Source organism: Bradyrhizobium sp. USDA 4454, from assembly GCF_054822705.1.
On sequence record NZ_JBTRCN010000001.1, the window covers coordinates 4,647,139 to 4,662,410 of the forward strand.

Annotated in this window: 14 protein-coding genes; 4 read left to right on the top strand and 10 right to left on the bottom strand. The window is 66.3% G+C overall.

What is annotated here, in order from left to right; all coding sequences use genetic code 11:
- Nucleotides 1–90: 90 nt before the first annotated feature.
- Nucleotides 91–891, bottom strand: coding sequence for a hypothetical protein (locus ACVIW0_RS21920; protein ID WP_461354216.1), 801 nt, complete (start codon nt 889–891; stop codon nt 91–93).
- A 135-nt stretch (nt 892–1,026) separates the two neighbouring features.
- Here ACVIW0_RS21920 and ACVIW0_RS21925 point away from each other — a divergent pair, with 135 nt between their 5' ends.
- The 3 genes from ACVIW0_RS21925 to ACVIW0_RS21935 all read left to right on the top strand — a co-directional run bounded on the left by ACVIW0_RS21925 (nt 1,027) and on the right by ACVIW0_RS21935 (nt 4,531).
- Nucleotides 1,027–1,524, top strand: coding sequence for a YaiI/YqxD family protein (locus tag ACVIW0_RS21925; RefSeq protein WP_461354217.1), 498 nt, complete (start codon nt 1,027–1,029; stop codon nt 1,522–1,524).
- Nucleotides 1,525–1,528: 4 nt separating this feature from the next.
- Entirely contained in the window at nt 1,529–3,343 is a 1,815-nt protein-coding gene (locus ACVIW0_RS21930) for an ABC-F family ATP-binding cassette domain-containing protein (protein ID WP_461354218.1), read from the top strand.
- 108 nt (nt 3,344–3,451) lie between these two features.
- Nucleotides 3,452–4,531, top strand: a complete 1,080-nt coding sequence (locus tag ACVIW0_RS21935; RefSeq protein WP_461354219.1) for a D-TA family PLP-dependent enzyme — start codon at nt 3,452–3,454, stop codon at nt 4,529–4,531.
- Between the two features lie 104 nt (nt 4,532–4,635).
- On the opposite strand, the gene ACVIW0_RS21940 is transcribed toward ACVIW0_RS21935, so the two are convergent.
- A complete protein-coding gene (locus tag ACVIW0_RS21940; RefSeq protein ID WP_461354220.1) occupies nt 4,636–5,538 on the bottom strand; it encodes a LysR family transcriptional regulator in 903 nt (300 codons plus the stop codon).
- 93 nt (nt 5,539–5,631) lie between these two features.
- Between ACVIW0_RS21940 and ACVIW0_RS21945 the strand changes: the two genes are divergently transcribed.
- Nucleotides 5,632–6,849, top strand: coding sequence for an MFS transporter (locus ACVIW0_RS21945; protein ID WP_461354221.1), 1,218 nt, complete (start codon nt 5,632–5,634; stop codon nt 6,847–6,849).
- Between the two features lie 34 nt (nt 6,850–6,883).
- Here the strand turns inward: ACVIW0_RS21945 and ACVIW0_RS21950 are convergent, their stop codons facing one another.
- From ACVIW0_RS21950 to ACVIW0_RS21985, 8 genes are all read right to left on the bottom strand, one after another.
- Nucleotides 6,884–8,119 carry a BaiN/RdsA family NAD(P)/FAD-dependent oxidoreductase gene (locus ACVIW0_RS21950; RefSeq protein WP_461357388.1) on the bottom strand — a complete coding sequence of 412 codons (1,236 nt, stop codon included), beginning with the start codon at nt 8,117–8,119 and terminating at the stop codon, nt 6,884–6,886.
- A gap of 123 nt (nt 8,120–8,242) precedes the next feature.
- Nucleotides 8,243–9,160 carry an SDR family NAD(P)-dependent oxidoreductase gene (locus ACVIW0_RS21955; protein WP_461354222.1) on the bottom strand — a complete coding sequence of 306 codons (918 nt, stop codon included), beginning with the start codon at nt 9,158–9,160 and terminating at the stop codon, nt 8,243–8,245.
- Nucleotides 9,161–9,421: 261 nt separating this feature from the next.
- The gene (locus tag ACVIW0_RS21960; protein ID WP_461354223.1) at nt 9,422–9,610 is read right to left on the bottom strand and encodes a hypothetical protein; all 189 of its coding nucleotides are present in this window, start codon (nt 9,608–9,610) and stop codon (nt 9,422–9,424) included.
- Between the two features lie 141 nt (nt 9,611–9,751).
- Entirely contained in the window at nt 9,752–10,231 is a 480-nt protein-coding gene (locus tag ACVIW0_RS21965; protein WP_163162560.1) for a MaoC family dehydratase, read from the bottom strand.
- Nucleotides 10,232–10,243: 12 nt separating this feature from the next.
- The gene (locus ACVIW0_RS21970) at nt 10,244–11,968 is read right to left on the bottom strand and encodes an AMP-binding protein (protein ID WP_461354224.1); all 1,725 of its coding nucleotides are present in this window, start codon (nt 11,966–11,968) and stop codon (nt 10,244–10,246) included.
- A gap of 148 nt (nt 11,969–12,116) precedes the next feature.
- Nucleotides 12,117–13,004, bottom strand: coding sequence for a 3-hydroxyisobutyrate dehydrogenase (gene mmsB / locus ACVIW0_RS21975; RefSeq protein ID WP_461354225.1), 888 nt, complete (start codon nt 13,002–13,004; stop codon nt 12,117–12,119).
- A 25-nt stretch (nt 13,005–13,029) separates the two neighbouring features.
- Nucleotides 13,030–14,109 carry an enoyl-CoA hydratase/isomerase family protein gene (locus ACVIW0_RS21980; protein WP_461354226.1) on the bottom strand — a complete coding sequence of 360 codons (1,080 nt, stop codon included), beginning with the start codon at nt 14,107–14,109 and terminating at the stop codon, nt 13,030–13,032.
- Nucleotides 14,106–15,251, bottom strand: coding sequence for an isobutyryl-CoA dehydrogenase (locus ACVIW0_RS21985; RefSeq protein ID WP_461354227.1), 1,146 nt, complete (start codon nt 15,249–15,251; stop codon nt 14,106–14,108). The genes ACVIW0_RS21980 and ACVIW0_RS21985 overlap by 4 nt, the downstream gene beginning before the upstream one ends.
- Nucleotides 15,252–15,272 lie beyond the last annotated feature (21 nt).

Genomic DNA, 15,272 nt, shown 5'->3' on the forward strand with positions numbered 1-15,272 from the left:
GCAGTGCTTGAGCCGACGGGCCGCGGCGTACTGGATACCCCGCTTTCGCGGGGTATGACGGCTGTGGCGTGGAGACGCTGTGCCCCTTCCCTACGCCGCGGCCTGCTCGCGCGGCTGGACGATTGCGATGTGCCAGCAATGCGCCAGCGGCATGCCGTTGCCGAGCACCAGCGCATCGAGCTCAACGAAGCGGTGGCCCTTCTTGTCGTAATTGCCGGTCACCTTGGCGCGCGCCGTCAGCTCGTCGCCGATCTTGCCCGCCGACAACAGCTGCATGCGGGTGCCGACATGGATCCACGGCCCGAGGATCGCATTGTCGACCAGGACCTTGTTCATCACCCGCGGCAGCAAGCCGGGATGGCCGAGGCCTTCGCGCAAGTAGATCGGATCGGTCTCGCGGATATCGGCGAGATAGTCCTTCGCGGCGTCGCCCGACCAGTCGCGCGGGATGGTGCCGAGCCATTTGCCCTCTTCATAGGACGACGCGCTGACCGGCTTGCGCTCGGCGACCGCGGCGACCTGCTTGTAATCGCCGAGCACGACTGTCGGCGCGGAGGCCGGCAGCGAGGCGGTGCCGGTGGCGCAGAGTTCGCCCCGGCTGAAGAGCTCGATCGTCAGCCCATTGCCAGTCTCCTGCCCGGTCAGCTCGGCGATCTCGCCGTCATAGACCGGCTTGACGAAGCGCGCCTCGATCAGGCCGCGTTCGAGGAAATCGCGGCCCCATCTCTCGACCGGCAGATGCATCATGTAGGCCATTACATCGACGCCGGGCACCAGCCCGCCGGAAAAGCCGAATTTTTTCGCCACCGTGTCGTCGTGGATCTTGTTCTCCGACAGTTTCGAGGTGTTGTACGCCGAGACGCGGTAGGTGTGCGAAGCCTTCAAATCCATCGGGTTTCCCCTTATTTCGGTTGTTTTTCTCGGGCAATCGTAGTCGAACCGGACAACGTAGCAAGCCTCTCGTTCTGCTCGCAATTTTCCGCCCGATGGAGTACACGCAGGCCGCGCTCTCCAACTCTTGAATCGATGACTGAAACCCCTGCTCCCACCCGCATTTATGTCGATGCCGACGCCTGCCCGGTGAAGGACGAGATCTATCGCGTCGCGATCCGGCTCGGCGTGCCCGTCAGCGTGGTCGCCGGCAATTTCATCCGCGTGCCGCAGGATCCGCTGATCGAGCGCGTCGCCGCCGGCGCCGCGATGGATGCGGCCGACGACTGGATCGCGGAACGCGTGCATGAAGGTGACATCGTGATCACCGCGGACATTCCGCTGGCGAGCCGCTGCGTCAAGGCCGGCGCCGACGTGATCGCGCCAAATGGGAAACCGTTCACGGAACAGTCGATCGGCATGACATTGGCGATGCGCAATCTGATGACCGACCTGCGTTCGTCGGGCGAGATCACAGGCGGGCCGAAATCATATTCGCCGCGCGACCGCTCGACCTTCCTGTCGACGCTCGACCAGACCATCCGCCGCATCCAGCGCCGCCGCGCCGAGCGGCTGCCTGCGAACGGGGATTAGCGCGATGGCCCCGCCCCTCATCCAGCTCAAGGACATCAGCCTGACCTTCGGCGGCACGCCGCTGTTGACCGGCGTCGAGCTGTCGGTCTCCGCGGGCGAGCGCGTCTGCCTGATCGGCCGCAACGGCTCCGGCAAGTCGACGCTACTGCGGATCGCCGCCGGCCTGGTCGAGCCCGATGCCGGCAGCCGCTTCGTGCAGCCCGGCGCCACCATCCGCTATCTGCCGCAGGAGCCTGATTTCGGTGAGCACAAGACGACGCTGGCATATGTCGAGGCAGGGCTTGGTCCCGGCGACGACCACTACCAGGCGCGCTATCTGCTCGAACAGCTCGGCCTCAGCGGCGAGGAAGATCCGGCGCATGTCTCCGGCGGCGAGGCGCGCCGCGCGGCGCTGGCACGGGTTTTGGCGCCTTCGCCCGATATCCTGCTGCTCGACGAGCCGACCAACCATCTCGACCTGCCGACCATCGAATGGCTCGAAAGCGAACTGGAGAGCCGCCGCTGTGCGCTGGTGCTGATCAGCCACGACCGCCGCTTCCTCACCAATCTGTCGCGCGCGACCGCCTGGCTCGATCGTGGCCAGATCCGGCAGATCGAACGCGGCTTCGGCGCCTTCGAGGAATGGCGCGACGAGGTGCTGGCCGAGGAAGAGCGCGAGCAGCACAAGCTCGACCGCAAGATCGTCAACGAGGAGCACTGGCTGCGCTATGGCGTCTCCGGCCGCCGCAAGCGCAATGTGAAGCGGCTCGGCAATCTGCACGCGCTGCGCGACCAACGCCGCAACTATCGCGGCGCCACCGGCAATGCCACGCTCGCCGCCGCCGAGGCCGAGAAATCCGGCCGCCTGGTGATCGAGGCCAAGAATATCAGCAAGGCCTATGGCGAGCGCAAGATCGTCGACGGCTTCTCGACGCGGATTCAGCGCGGCGACCGCGTCGGCATCGTCGGCCCGAACGGCGCCGGCAAGACCACGCTGGTGCATCTCTTGATCGGCAACGATCCGCCGGATTCCGGCTCGGTGCGGCTGGGCGCCAATATCGAGATGGCGACGCTCGACCAGCATCGCGAAAGCCTCGATCCGAAGCTGACGCTTGCCGAGGCGCTGACCGGCGGCCGCGGCGATCACGTCATGATCGGCGACAAGTCGAAGCACGTGATCGGCTACATGAAAGACTTCCTGTTCGCGCAGGAGCAGCGTGGCACGCCGTTGGAGGCGCTCTCCGGCGGCGAGCGCGGCCGGCTGATGCTGGCCCGCGCATTGGCCAAGCCGTCGAACCTCCTGATCCTGGATGAGCCGACCAACGATCTCGATCTCGAAACCCTCGACGTGCTCGAGGACATGCTTGGCGATTACGAGGGCACGGTGATCCTGATCAGCCACGACCGCGACTTCCTCGACCGCGTGGTGACCTCAGTGGTGGTGCCCGAAGGCCAGGGGCGCTGGATCGAATATGCCGGCGGCTATTCCGACATGCTGGCGCAGCGCGGCGCCGACGTGAAGCGCGAGACGGTGAAGGCGGATGCCCCGACCGAAGAGAAGAAGGAAGCCAGGGCCGCTGCACCCGAAGCCGCGCCGCGGCGCCGGCTGAGCTTCAACGAGAAGCACGCGCTGGAGACGCTGCCGAAGACGATCGACAGACTGCACGCCGAGATCGCCAAGCAGCAGAAGCTGCTCGACGATCCCGATCTCTACGCGAAGGATCGCAAGACGTTCGACGCGGCGTCGGCCGCGATCGCCAAGGCGCAGCAAGACCTCGCCGCCGCCGAAGACCGCTGGCTCGAGCTCGAAGTGCTGCGCGAAGAGATCGAACAGGCATGAACCTAAACGTTCTTGCCGTCATTGCTTTGTCGCTTCAGCGCAAAATTGCTTTGCAATTTTGTCGCGAGCTCCTCGCAATGACGAGAACGTCAAACTGGAGTTGACCCGATGACCACGACCCTCGCCGCCAAGATCGCCAAGGACTACGGCACGCCCTGCGCCGTGATCGACATGGACCGGGTCGAGCGCAACATCGCGCGCATCCAGAAAGCCTGCGACGAGGCCGGCGTCGCCAACCGGCCGCATATCAAGACCCACAAGAACCCGATGCTGGCGCAGCTGCAGATCAAGACGGGCGCCAAGGGCATCACCTGCCAGAAGCTCGGCGAGGCCGAGATCATGGCGGACAGCGGCATCGACAACATCCTGATCAGCTACAATCTGCTCGGCGACGAGAAGATGGCGCGGCTCGGCGCGCTGCAAGCCAAGGCCAACGTCACCGTCGCGGCGGACAATTCCGTCGTGGTCGGCGACCTGCCGAAGGCCGCCGCCGCCTCGGGGCGTCCGCTCTCGGTCGTGGTCGAATGCGACACCGGCCGCAAGCGCGCCGGCGTCGAGACCCCGCGTGAGGCGATCGCGCTGGCGCGCGAGATCGCGGCCTCCAAGGGTCTGACTTTCGCGGGCTTCATGCTGTACCCGACCGAGAGCGGCTGGGCCGATGCGCAGAAGTTTTACGACGAGGCGCTGGCCGGCGTCCGCGCCCACGGCCTCGATGCGACCATCGTGTCGACCGGCGGTACGCCGAACCTGAAGAATCTCGGCAGACTGAAGGGCGGCACCGAGCATCGCTTCGGCACTTACATTTACAACGACCGCATGCAGGTCGCGGCCGGCGTCGCGACCTGGGACGATTGCGCGCTGCACATCTATTCCACCGTGGTCAGCCGCGCCGGCCCCGAGCGCGGCATCCTCGATGCCGGCTCCAAGACGCTGACCTCGGACACCGGCGGGCTCGAGGGTCACGGCCTGATCCTCGAACATCCCGAGGCCAAGATCGCGCGCTTCGCCGAGGAGCACGGCTTCCTCGACCTCTCCCGCAGCAACACCCGGCCTGACGTCGGCGACGTGGTACGGATCGTGCCCAACCATGTCTGCGTCGTCGTCAACATGATGGACGAAGTCGTGATGGTGCGTGGCGATGAAATCATCGGCGCGTTGCCGGTGACGGCAAGGGGCAAGCTGCGCTAGCGCTCCCGTAGGGTGGGCAAAGGCGCCCTTGCGCCGTGCCCACCATTCTCGGCGTGCTCGTGATGGTGGGCACGCTTGCGCTTTGCCCACCCTACGATTTCGCCCTACCCCCGGATCAGCGCCTGCAGCTCATGGTCCAGGGCCGCGCGAAACACCTCGATCGGCCGCGCCAGGCGGCCGGCAGGCGGGCGATGCACGACCCAGGCCCGGACCGCGGCCTTGAACCCCTCGATCCTGACCACCTTGAGCCGGCTGCGCAGCGCGCTTCGCTTCAGCGCGACCGGCGTCACGACGCCGATGCCGAGCCCGCGCGCGACCAGCGACAGCCGCAGCTCGCTGTCGAGCGCCTCCACCGCGACATTGAACGGCAGATGCGCGGCTTCGAACTGGCGCCTCAGTGTTTGACGGAAGCCGCAACCGTCCTGGTTCATCACCCATCCCATGCGCGACAACCATTCGAGGTCGGTGTCTTTCGGCAGCTTGATGTCGCGCGCGACGACGAAGATGACCGGCTGCGCGCCGAGATCGTCGGCGGCGAGGTCCGACGGCGGCACGGCACCGTCGGGAATGCAGATCGCCGCCGCATCCAGCTCGTTGCGCGACACCGCCTCGATCTGGTGCGGCGACAGGCCCGCCACGACGCGCACCGCGAGCGCGGGAAATTCCGCGCGCACCGCATCGAGCGGGCCGGCCAGTCCCGCCTCCGACAAATACGGCGTCAGCCCAAGCCTGAACTCGCCGCGCACCACGCCGTCATTGGCAACGCCCGACTTGAGATCGTCGAGCATCCGTAGCAGGCGGCGGCCCTGCTCATAGGCCTCGATGCCGGCAGCCGTCGGCTTCAGCGGCTTCGACAGCCGGTCGAGCAGCTGCGCGCCCAGCATCTCCTCGAGATTCTGGATCCGCCGCGTCACGCCGGGCTGGGTAAGGTTCAACCGCGACGACGCCGCGACGATCGATCCGGTCTCCACCACGGCGACGAACGCCACGAGGTCATGCGTGTTCATAACAATCCCGCATATTCTTCATTATCTTATTTGAATTGTAGCATATTAGGCCGATCCCCTAAAGGGGGCCTCGCCACGTCCTTGCGAGGTCCCATGACCATTTCCGAAGCCACCAAACTCTCCCCGGCGCGCACGAGCTCCGTGCGTCCGCTGATCTGGATCGGCGCCATCACCACCGGCACCGTCGTCACCAACCTGTTTGCGCCGCAGATCCTGGTCGGCCTGATCGGCCGCTCGCTCGGCATGAGCGCGCTGGAGGCCGGCCTGATCTCGACGCTGACCCTGCTCGGCTACGCGCTCGGCCTGTTGCTGCTGGTGCCGCTGGTCGATCTGGTCGAGAACAAGCGGCTGATCCTGCGCACGCTGGCCTGCGCCATCGTGGCCGCGATCGGCACCGCGCTGGCGCCGACGCCGCTGATGCTGCTGGCCGCTACCTTCATTCTCGGCGCCTCTTGCGCCGCGATCCAGATGGTGGTGCCGCTGGTGGCCGCGATGGTGCCGCCGGAACGGCGGGGACAAGCGATCGGTGATGTCATGAGCGGCCTGATGATCGGCATCCTGCTGTCGCGACCGATGGCGAGCCTGATCGCGGACAGCTGGAACTGGCGCGGCTACTACTTCACATCGGCGGTGCTGATGACGGTGCTCGCCGCCGCGCTGGCGCGCACGCTGCCGACGCTTCAGCCGGCGGCGAAGGTCAGCTACGGCGCGCTGCTGCGTTCGTTTCCTAGACTGCTGCGAGAAGAGCCGGTGCTGCGGGTGCGGTCCTGGACCGCGGCGCTGGTGATGGCATCCTTCACCGCGTTCTGGGTCGCGATCGCGCTGCGGCTGCCCGATGCGCCGTTCAAGCTCGACGCCAGGGGGATCGCGCTGTTCGCGCTGATCGGCGTCGCCGGGGCGGCAGCGACCCCGATCGCCGGGCGATGGGGCGACCGGGGTTTTGCGCGGCCGCTGCTGATCGTCTCGCATCTTCTCATCGTCGGCGCGCTCGTGCTGTGCGCCTGGGCCGGCATGATCGAGTCGCGGATCGCGGCTCTCTCGCTGCTGGGCGTCGGCGCCGTCCTGCTCGATTTCGGCATCACGACCGACCAGACGCTTGGCCGGCGCGCCGTCAATCTGCTGCGGCCCGAGGCGCGCGGCCGGATCAACGGCCTGTTCGTGGCGCTGTTCTTCATCGGCGGCGCGGTCGGCGCCGCCGCGGCGTCAGCGGCGTGGAGCTTTGGTGGCTGGATAGCGGTCTGCGCAGTGGCTGCGGCGTTCGGCGTGCTCGGGTTCATCACCGATCTCGTGACGAAGACCGGTTCCGAGTGAGTGTTTCCGATTCCGACGAGTCGAGCGCCCGCGGCTATGCGATGCCGATATAACGTAACGCCCCCTTTCCGGCGGCGACGCCCGTTGCAAACGACGCCTGCAACAGATAGCCGCCGGTCGGCGCCTCCCAGTCGAGCATCTCGCCGGCGGCGAACACACCCGGCAACCGCCGCAGCATGAAATGGTCGTCGAGTTCGTCGAACCTGATCCCGCCGGCGCTCGAGATCGCGCGCGCAATCGGCGCCACGCCGGTGATCCTGACTGGCACCGCATTGATCAGCACGGCCAGGTCGGCCGGCGAAAGCGACGCCAGCGATCGGCCGGATGCGACGGCGGCCTCCTGCAACAATCCGATGCTGACGGGCGAGAGCTGCGCCGCCTTGCGCAGGAAGTTGGAGACGGATTGCTTGCCCTTTGCCGCCGACAGGCGCGCGACCAGTTCGTTGCGCGCGGTGTCGGGCCGCAACGCGACGCTGAGCGTCGCCGCTCCCTCGGTGAGCACCGCCTCGCGCAATTCGGCCGACAGCGCGTAGATCGCGCCGCCCTCGATCCCTGTGCGGGTGACAATGGCCTCGCCGCGCGCCGTATGCGGACCGATTGTGAGCGCGACGCTCTTGAGTGGCTGACCTTCAAATCGATCGCGGAAGATATTCGACCAGGCGACCGTGAAGCCGGAATTGGCCGCCTTCATCGGCGCCATGGCAACACCCTTCGCTGCGAGGACGCCTGCCCACGCCGCATCCGAGCCGAGCCGCGGCCAGCTCGCGCCACCGAGTGCCAGCACGGTTGCATCAGCATCGACCGCACGCCGGCCGTCCGGCGTCTCGAACAGCAGAGCACTACTCGCGTCCCATCCAACCCAGCGATGGCGGAATGCGAATGCAACACCGGCGGCATCGAGCCGCCGCAACCAGGCGCGCAGCAAAGGCGATGCCTTGAACGCTTTTGGAAACACGCGGCCACTGCTGCCGATGAACGTCGGCTGGCCCAGCGCCTCGCTCCAGGCGCGCAACGCATCCGGCGGAAACGCCTCGACCGCAGCCTTCAGGCGCGGCATCGCCTCGCGATAGCGCTTGAGGAAATCCGGCAACGGCTCGGAGTGGGTGAGATTGAGCCCGCCGCGGCCGGCCATCAGGAACTTGCGGCCGGCCGACGGCATCGCGTCGTAGACGGTGACAGCAGCGCCACCTTGCGCGAGCACCTCCGCCGCCATCAGGCCGGCAGGTCCGGCTCCGATGACGGCGACGTGGCTGACGGAGGGTGATGACATGGCGTGAGTGTAGGCCCAGCTCGGCGCCACAACAAAAGGTGTCATTCCGGGATGGTGCGTTAGCACCAGACCCGGAATCTCGAGATTCCGGTTTCGATGCTGCGCATCGCCCCGGAATGACGGTTACAGCTTGATCCCGGCACGCGCAGCGGCCTGGGCGACGTATTTCTGCGTCTGCTCGAAGGCGCCCTGCAGCGCTTTCGCAGTCGACATGTCGCTGATCGCATTGAAGTGCGCGGCGACGCCGTCCGGCGTCCATTCGGACTGCGGCAGGTTGACGCCTTCGGTCTCCAGCACCCGGATCACCGCGAACGAGCCGGCCCCTGCGCCCATGATGGTGCGGGTCGGCGCGTCCTCCGAGAGCAGGAATTCGACCGCCGGCGTGATGGCCTCCGGCTTCATCAGTTGCAGCGCCTGCGGCGGCAGCAGTTCCTCGGTCATCCGGGTCGCCGCGGTCGGCGAGATAGTGTTGACCTTGATGTTGTTCTTGCGGCCCTCCTCGGCGAGCACGTTCATCAGGCCGACCATGCCGGCCTTCGCCGCGCCGTAATTGGCCTGACCGAAATTGCCGAACAGGCCGGACGACGAGGTCGTCAGCACGATGCGGCCGTAATTGCGCTCGCGCATCCCGGCCCACACCGCCTTGCAGCAGTAGAAGGTGCCGGTGAGATGCACGTCGAGCACCTTGGCCCAGTCGGCGACCTCCATCTTGGCGAACGACTTGTCGCGCAGGATGCCGGCATTGGCACAGAGCAGATCGACGCTGCCCCACTCCTTGGTGGCGCGCTCGACCATCGCGGTGACCTGCTCGAAATTTGAGACGTCGGCGCCATCGGCCATCGCGGTGCCGCCCGCCTTGCGGATCTCCTCGACCACGGCCTCGGCCGGCGACAGCGAGCCGCCGGTGCCGTCGCGCGCGCCGCCGAAATCGTTGACCACGACCTTGGCGCCGCGGCTGGCGAGCCCGAGCGCATGTGCCCGCCCAAGACCATTGCCCGCGCCGGTGACGATAGCGACGCGTCCATCAAACCTGATTGCCATGCTTGTCCGTCCTGCTTACTTCCCTTCTCCCCTTGTAGGAGAAGGTGGCGCGCGAAAGCGCGCCGGATGAGGGGTTTGTCTCCGCGAACTCAAGCAAGAGTCTTTGCGTGGAGACAGACCCTCGCCCGGCTTCGCGTGCCGCGAAGCCACCCTCTCCCACAGGGGGAGAGGGTGGAAACGCTCGCGATTGGCAGCTTTTGAGCAGCGATGGATGGCCGGGTCAAGCCCGGGCAAGGCTGGCCGTGACGGCCGCGCGGCGGGCTAGACGTCAGGAGCCATCGAGCCGCAGGGTTTCAGGGCTTTGATGAGGTGGCCGTCCCTCAACGTCTTGTCTTTCAAGTTGCTGATCAGGTGCCCGTTCCAGCACTCGTGATGCTCCTGGGCGTAGCTGATCGCCCCAATCACCAGCAAACCGACGACGACAAGTCCGGCGACGAAGTTCTGCACCATGGCTGCCACTCCCGGGACCGCACCGCCTGAAGGCGGTATCATGGACACCGGGAAACACGGCCGTCAATGCGTGACTTGAATCAGACGAGTTCGCTCCACCTCTCCCGCTTGCGGAAAAGGTGGAGCTACTCAGCAATCGCTCTAGCTGAAATAGATCAGGCCGAGCCAATCGGCGACCAGCGCGGGCTTCTCCTCGCCTTCGATCTCGACCGTGACATTGGTGCGCGACAGCAGTTCCTTCGGCTTGCGCAGCGTGGCTTCCGCCAGCACGAAGCGGCCGCGCACACGCTTTCCCGAGCGCACCGGCGAGATGAAGCGCAGCTTGTCGAAGCCGTAATTGACGCCCATCGCGGTGCCCTCGAGCACCGGCATCACCTCGTACGACATGATGGACAGCAGCGACATCGTGAGGAAGCCGTGGGCGATCGTGGTGCCGAACGCGGTCTCCTTCTTGGCGCGCTCAGGATCGACGTGGATGAACTGGTGATCCTCGATCACGTCGGCATAGGTGTCGATGCGGCCCTGATCGAGCAGGTGCCACGAGGACACGCCGATCTCCTTGCCGACCATGCCCTGGTAGGTTTCCAGCGACACCGGCGGCTTCTTCCAGACTTCGTTCATTGCTAACCTCCGCTAACCGGAGGTCCGCACCTTCTGCAGCTCCGGAAATTCTTCCTCGCGGAACTCGGCTCCGCGCAACGCATCGCTTCTGACATCGTCATGTTCGAGCCGGCGCAACTGCACGCGACGGATTTTGCCGGAAATCGTCTTGGGCAGTTCGGTGACCAGCTCGATCTTGCGGATGCGTTTAAACGGTGCGAGCCGCGTGTGCAAATGTTTGAAGATCGACAGCGCCGTCTCCGGCGTGCGCTCGACACCGGAGACCAGCAGCACATAGGCCTTGGGGACCGCGAGCCGGATCGGGTCCGGGCTTGGCACCACGGCGGCTTCCGCCACCGCGTCATGCTCCAGCAGCACGCTCTCGAGCTCGAACGGCGAGATCCGGTAGTCGGAGGATTTGAACACATCGTCGGTGCGGCCGACGAAGGTGAGATAGCCCTCGTCATCGGTGAACACGACGTCGCCGCTGCGATAGATCTCGCCGTCGGTGCCGATCAGCCGGCCGTCGTCGCCCTGATAGCCCTGCATCAGGCCTGCCGGTCGGTGGGCGCCGAGCAGCAGGGTCACCTCGCCTTCCTTGGCGGGATGACCGTCATTGTCGGTCACCTGGACGCGATAGCCCGGCAGCGGCCGGCCCATCGAACCGACCTTGACCTTCTGCCCCGGCGAATTGCCGGCCAGCGCCGTGGTCTCGGTCTGGCCATAGCCGTCGCGGATGGTGAGGCCCCAGGCCGATTTGACCTGGTCGATGATCTCGGGGTTGAGCGGCTCGCCGGCGCCGCAGACCTCGCGAAGCGCGACCTTGAAGCTTGCGAGGTCTTCCTGGATGAACATCCGCCACACCGTCGGCGGCGCGCACAGCGTGGTGACGCCGCAGCGGCCGATGATCGAGAGCAGTCCCTTCGCCTCGAAGCGCGGCTGGTTGGCGATGAAGATCGTCGCGCCGGCATTCCACGGCGCGAAGAAGCAGCTCCAGGCATGCTTGGCCCAGCCGGGCGAGGAAATGTTGAGATGGATATCGCCGGGCTGCAGGCCGATCCAGTACATGGTCGAGAGATGGCCGACCGGGTAGCTGCGCTGGCTGTGCCGCACCAGCTTTGGTTTTGCCGTGGTGCCCGAGGTGAAATAGAGCAGCATCGGATCGTCGGCCTTGGTCGGTCCGTCCGGCGTGAAGGCCTCGGGTGCCTTCGCCGCGTCCTCGAACGGCAGCCAGCCGTCCTGCTTCTGCGTCGCGGCGACCACGATGCGGACCAGCCTGTCGCTGCCAAGGCCCGCGAATTTTGCGACCTGATCTTGGGTCGCAACCACCGCTTTCGCCTTGCCGCGATCAAGCCGGTCGCGCAATTCGTCGGCGGTGAGCAGCGTAGTCGCGGGGATCACGACGACGCCGAGCTTCATCGCCGCCAGCATGGTCTCCCACAGCGGCACCACATTGCCGAGCAGCAGCAACAGATGGTCGCCGCGCTTCAGCCCCTGCGCCCGCAGGAAATTTGCAACTTGATTGGAACGGCGCGACAGCTCGGCGAAGGACAGTCTCGTCTCGTTGCCGCTGGCGGCATCGACGATCCACAACGCCGCGCGGTCGCGGCTCTCGGCATTGCGCGCCAGCTCGGCGTCGAACCAGTCCAGCGCCCAGTTGAACGGCACCGGATCCGGCCAGCGGAATCCCTTCACCGCTGCGTCGTAGTCGGTGCGGTGCTTGAGCAGAAAGGCGCGAGCGTCCTGAAATGTGGTCATCGTCGGAACCCGTCGAATTCACGCTAGGCGACCAGCGTTGCATTCGTAGCCCGGATGGAGCGAAGCGTAATCCGGGGCCGGTCGCGCCAACTGATGAAGCTGTCCCGGATTTCGCTGCGCTCCATCCGGGCTACCAGTGAAAAGCCCGCTATTTCCCAGCGAGGCTGCGAACGTGCTGGATAATTCCGGAAAAGTCGACCCCGCCATGGCCCGACGCATCGAAGGCCTTGTATATCTCCTGCGCGTGCCTGCCGAGCGGCGTGACCGCGCCCGCGGCATTGGCGGCGTCCTGGGCCAGCGTCAGGTCCTTCACCATCAAATTGGAGGCGAAACCCGGCTTGTAGTCGTTGTTGGCGGGCGAGGTCGGCACCGGGCCAGGGACCGGGCAATAGGTCGTCAGCGACCAGCACTGCCCCGACGAGGTCGAGGCGACGTCGAACAGCGCCTGGTGCGACAGGCCGAGCTTTTCAGCCAGCACGAACGCCTCGCCGACCGCGATCATGGAGATGCCGAGGATCATGTTGTTGCAGATCTTGGCCGCCTGCCCCGCGCCGCCGGCGCCGCAATGCACGATCTTCTTGCCCATGTTGGCCAGCATCGGCTGCGCCGCAGCAAAGGCCGTCGCCTCGCCACCGCACATGAAGGTCAGCGTCGCGCCCTTGGCGCCGCCGGTGCCGCCGGAGACCGGCGCATCGACCGAAGCCATGCCGTGCCTGGCGGCGAGCGCATGCGCCTGCTTGGCGCTTTCGACGTCGATGGTCGAGCAGTCGATGATCAGCGCGCCCCTGGTCATCGCGGGCAGCACCTCGTTCCAGACGCCGAGCACATGCTTTCCGGCCGGCAGCATGGTGATCACGACATCGGCGCCCGTCACCGCGTCAACGCCACTCTCGGCGATCGCGGCGCCGTCGTGCCTCGCCTGTTCGCGCGATGCTGCGACCAGATCGAACGCGGTTACCTTGTGGCCGGCCTTGACCAGATTGGCCGCCATCGGCCCGCCCATGTTGCCGAGCCCGATGAATGCGACGTTTGCCATGGGAAATCCTCCGCTTGCGACGTTTCTATTTGCTGTCTGGAAATTTCAATTCGTCGGCGCCGATCTCGGCGAAGTATGGCGCGAGCATCTCCGGCGTCACGTCCGCGATATCAGCCGGCGACCATTTCGGGTTGCGGTCCTTGTCGATCACGGCGGCGCGCACGCCCTCGCGGAAATCGTCGCTGGCGAACACTTCGAGCGCGGCGCGATATTCGCGCACCAGGCACTCCTCCAGCGTCTCGGTTGCGCGCGCCAGCCGCAGCAGCTTCAGCGTCACCACCATGCCGCGCGGCGACTTCTCGCCGAGCGTCTTCAAGGTCGATTGCGCCAGTTCGGATCCATCGGCCTTCAGCGCCGCAATGATGTCCTGCATCCGTCCGCGCGCGAACCAGCCGTCGATCCTGGCCTGCATCGCGGCCACGGGCCCGGATGTCTCGCCGGTGGCAAAGTCCGCGATCAGCCGGTCGATCTCGGCCGAGTTCGTGCGAGGGGCGACCTTGGTCAGCGCCTCGCGCAGCGCCGGGAGCTTGGCACTCGGCACCACCGCGTCGGCGAATTTGGCGTAGATCGCGTCGGGACCATTCATCGTGGTGCCAGTGAGCCCAAAATAGGTGCCGACCTCGCCCGGCGAGCGCGACAGCAGGTAGGTGCCGCCGACATCGGGGAAGAAGCCGAGGCCGACTTCGGGCATCGCGAGTTTTGTCCGTTCCGTCACCACGCGGTGGCGGCCGTGCGCCGAGAGCCCGACCCCGCCGCCCATCACGATGCCGTCCATGAAGGCGACATAGGGCTTTGGGAATGTCTTGATCCGGGCGTTGAGGATGTATTCGTCGCGCCACAGGATCTTGCCGAGGTCGCCCTTGACCTTCGAACTCTCCCAGAGCGCGCGGATATCGCCGCCGGCGCACAGGCCGCGCTCGCCGGCCCCTTCCAGCACGATAACGGCGACATCGGGATCGGCTTCGAACGCATCGAGCGCCTTGTCGATGTCGTGGAACATCTCCAGGGTCACGGCATTGATCGCCTTCGGCCGGTTGAGCCGGATAATGCCGGCCGCCCCTTCCCTGCGCGCGATCAGGTCACCTTCCGCGGCCATATCATTCATCGCGCGCCCTCGATCAGCTTGCGCGACACGATCAGCCGCATGATTTCATTGGTGCCTTCGAGGATCTGATGCACGCGCAGGTCGCGCACGATCTTCTCGACGCCGTATTCGCTCAAGTAGCCGTAGCCGCCGTGCAATTGCAGCGCCTGGTTGGCCACCTCGAAGCCGACATCGGTGCCGAACCGCTTGGCCATCGCGCACAGCATCGAGGCGTCCGGGTCCTTGCGGTCGAGCGCCGCCGCCGCGCGCCACAGGAAGGTGCGTGCGGCCTCCAGCTCGGTCGCCATGTCGGCGATCTTGAATTGCAGCGCCTGGAATTCGTCGAGCCGCTTTCCGAACGCCTTGCGGTCCTTCATGTAGGCCAGCGCCTTGTCGAGCGCCGCCTGCGCGCCGCCGAGCGAGCACGCCGCGATGTTGAGCCGGCCGCCGTCGAGGCCGGCCATCGCGATCTTGAAGCCGATGCCCTCCTCGCCCAGCCGGTTGGCGACGGGCACGCGGGCATTCTCGAACATCACGGCGCGGGTCGGCTGCGCGTTCCAGCCCATCTTGCGCTCATTGTTGCCGAACGACACGCCCGGCGTCTTACCGTCGACGACAACAGTGGAGACGCCGCCGGGACCATCGCCGCCGGTCCGCACCATCGCCACCAGAAGGTCGGTGCTGCCCGCGCCGGAGATGAACTGCTTCTGGCCGTTGAGCACGTAGTGATCGCCGTCGCGCACCGCGCGGGTGCGCAGCGCCGCGGCGTCCGAGCCGGCGCCCGGCTCGGTCAGGCAGTAGCTTGCGATCAGCTCCATGGTGCAGAGCTTCGGCAGCCATTGCCGGCGCTGGGTGTCGTTGCCATAGGCATCGATCATCCAGGACGCCATGTTGTGGATCGAGATGAAGGCCGAGGTGGTCGGGCAGCCCGTCGCCAAGGCCTCGAAGATCAGCGCCGCGTCGAACCGCGTCATCGCCGAGCCACCGACATCGTCCCTGATATAGATGCCGCCGATGCCGAGGCCTGCGGCCTCGCGCATCACGTCCACGGGAAAGTGCTTCTTCTCGTCCCATTCGAGCGCGTGCGGCGCGATCCTCGACGCCGCAAATGCCCGCGCCATGTCGCGAACCGCGATCTGGTCCTCGTTGAGAGCGAACTGCATCTCGCCGCCCACGATGAAGGT

Coding starts and splice junctions, on each gene's coding strand:
- mmsB (WP_461354225.1), bottom strand. CDS start 13,004: ATGGCAAACGTCGCATTCATCGGGCTCGGCAACATGGGCGGGCCGATG.
- ACVIW0_RS21945 (WP_461354221.1), top strand. CDS start 5,632: ATGACCATTTCCGAAGCCACCAAACTCTCCCCGGCGCGCACGAGCTCC.
- ACVIW0_RS21980 (WP_461354226.1), bottom strand. CDS start 14,109: ATGAATGATATGGCCGCGGAAGGTGACCTGATCGCGCGCAGGGAAGGG.
- ACVIW0_RS21970 (WP_461354224.1), bottom strand. CDS start 11,968: ATGACCACATTTCAGGACGCTCGCGCCTTTCTGCTCAAGCACCGCACC.
- ACVIW0_RS21930 (WP_461354218.1), top strand. CDS start 1,529: ATGGCCCCGCCCCTCATCCAGCTCAAGGACATCAGCCTGACCTTCGGC.
- ACVIW0_RS21920 (WP_461354216.1), bottom strand. CDS start 891: ATGGATTTGAAGGCTTCGCACACCTACCGCGTCTCGGCGTACAACACC.
- ACVIW0_RS21950 (WP_461357388.1), bottom strand. CDS start 8,119: ATGTCATCACCCTCCGTCAGCCACGTCGCCGTCATCGGAGCCGGACCT.
- ACVIW0_RS21965 (WP_163162560.1), bottom strand. CDS start 10,231: ATGAACGAAGTCTGGAAGAAGCCGCCGGTGTCGCTGGAAACCTACCAG.
- ACVIW0_RS21940 (WP_461354220.1), bottom strand. CDS start 5,538: ATGAACACGCATGACCTCGTGGCGTTCGTCGCCGTGGTGGAGACCGGA.
- ACVIW0_RS21960 (WP_461354223.1), bottom strand. CDS start 9,610: ATGGTGCAGAACTTCGTCGCCGGACTTGTCGTCGTCGGTTTGCTGGTG.
- ACVIW0_RS21955 (WP_461354222.1), bottom strand. CDS start 9,160: ATGGCAATCAGGTTTGATGGACGCGTCGCTATCGTCACCGGCGCGGGC.
- ACVIW0_RS21925 (WP_461354217.1), top strand. CDS start 1,027: ATGACTGAAACCCCTGCTCCCACCCGCATTTATGTCGATGCCGACGCC.
- ACVIW0_RS21985 (WP_461354227.1), bottom strand. CDS start 15,251: ATGCAGTTCGCTCTCAACGAGGACCAGATCGCGGTTCGCGACATGGCG.
- ACVIW0_RS21935 (WP_461354219.1), top strand. CDS start 3,452: ATGACCACGACCCTCGCCGCCAAGATCGCCAAGGACTACGGCACGCCC.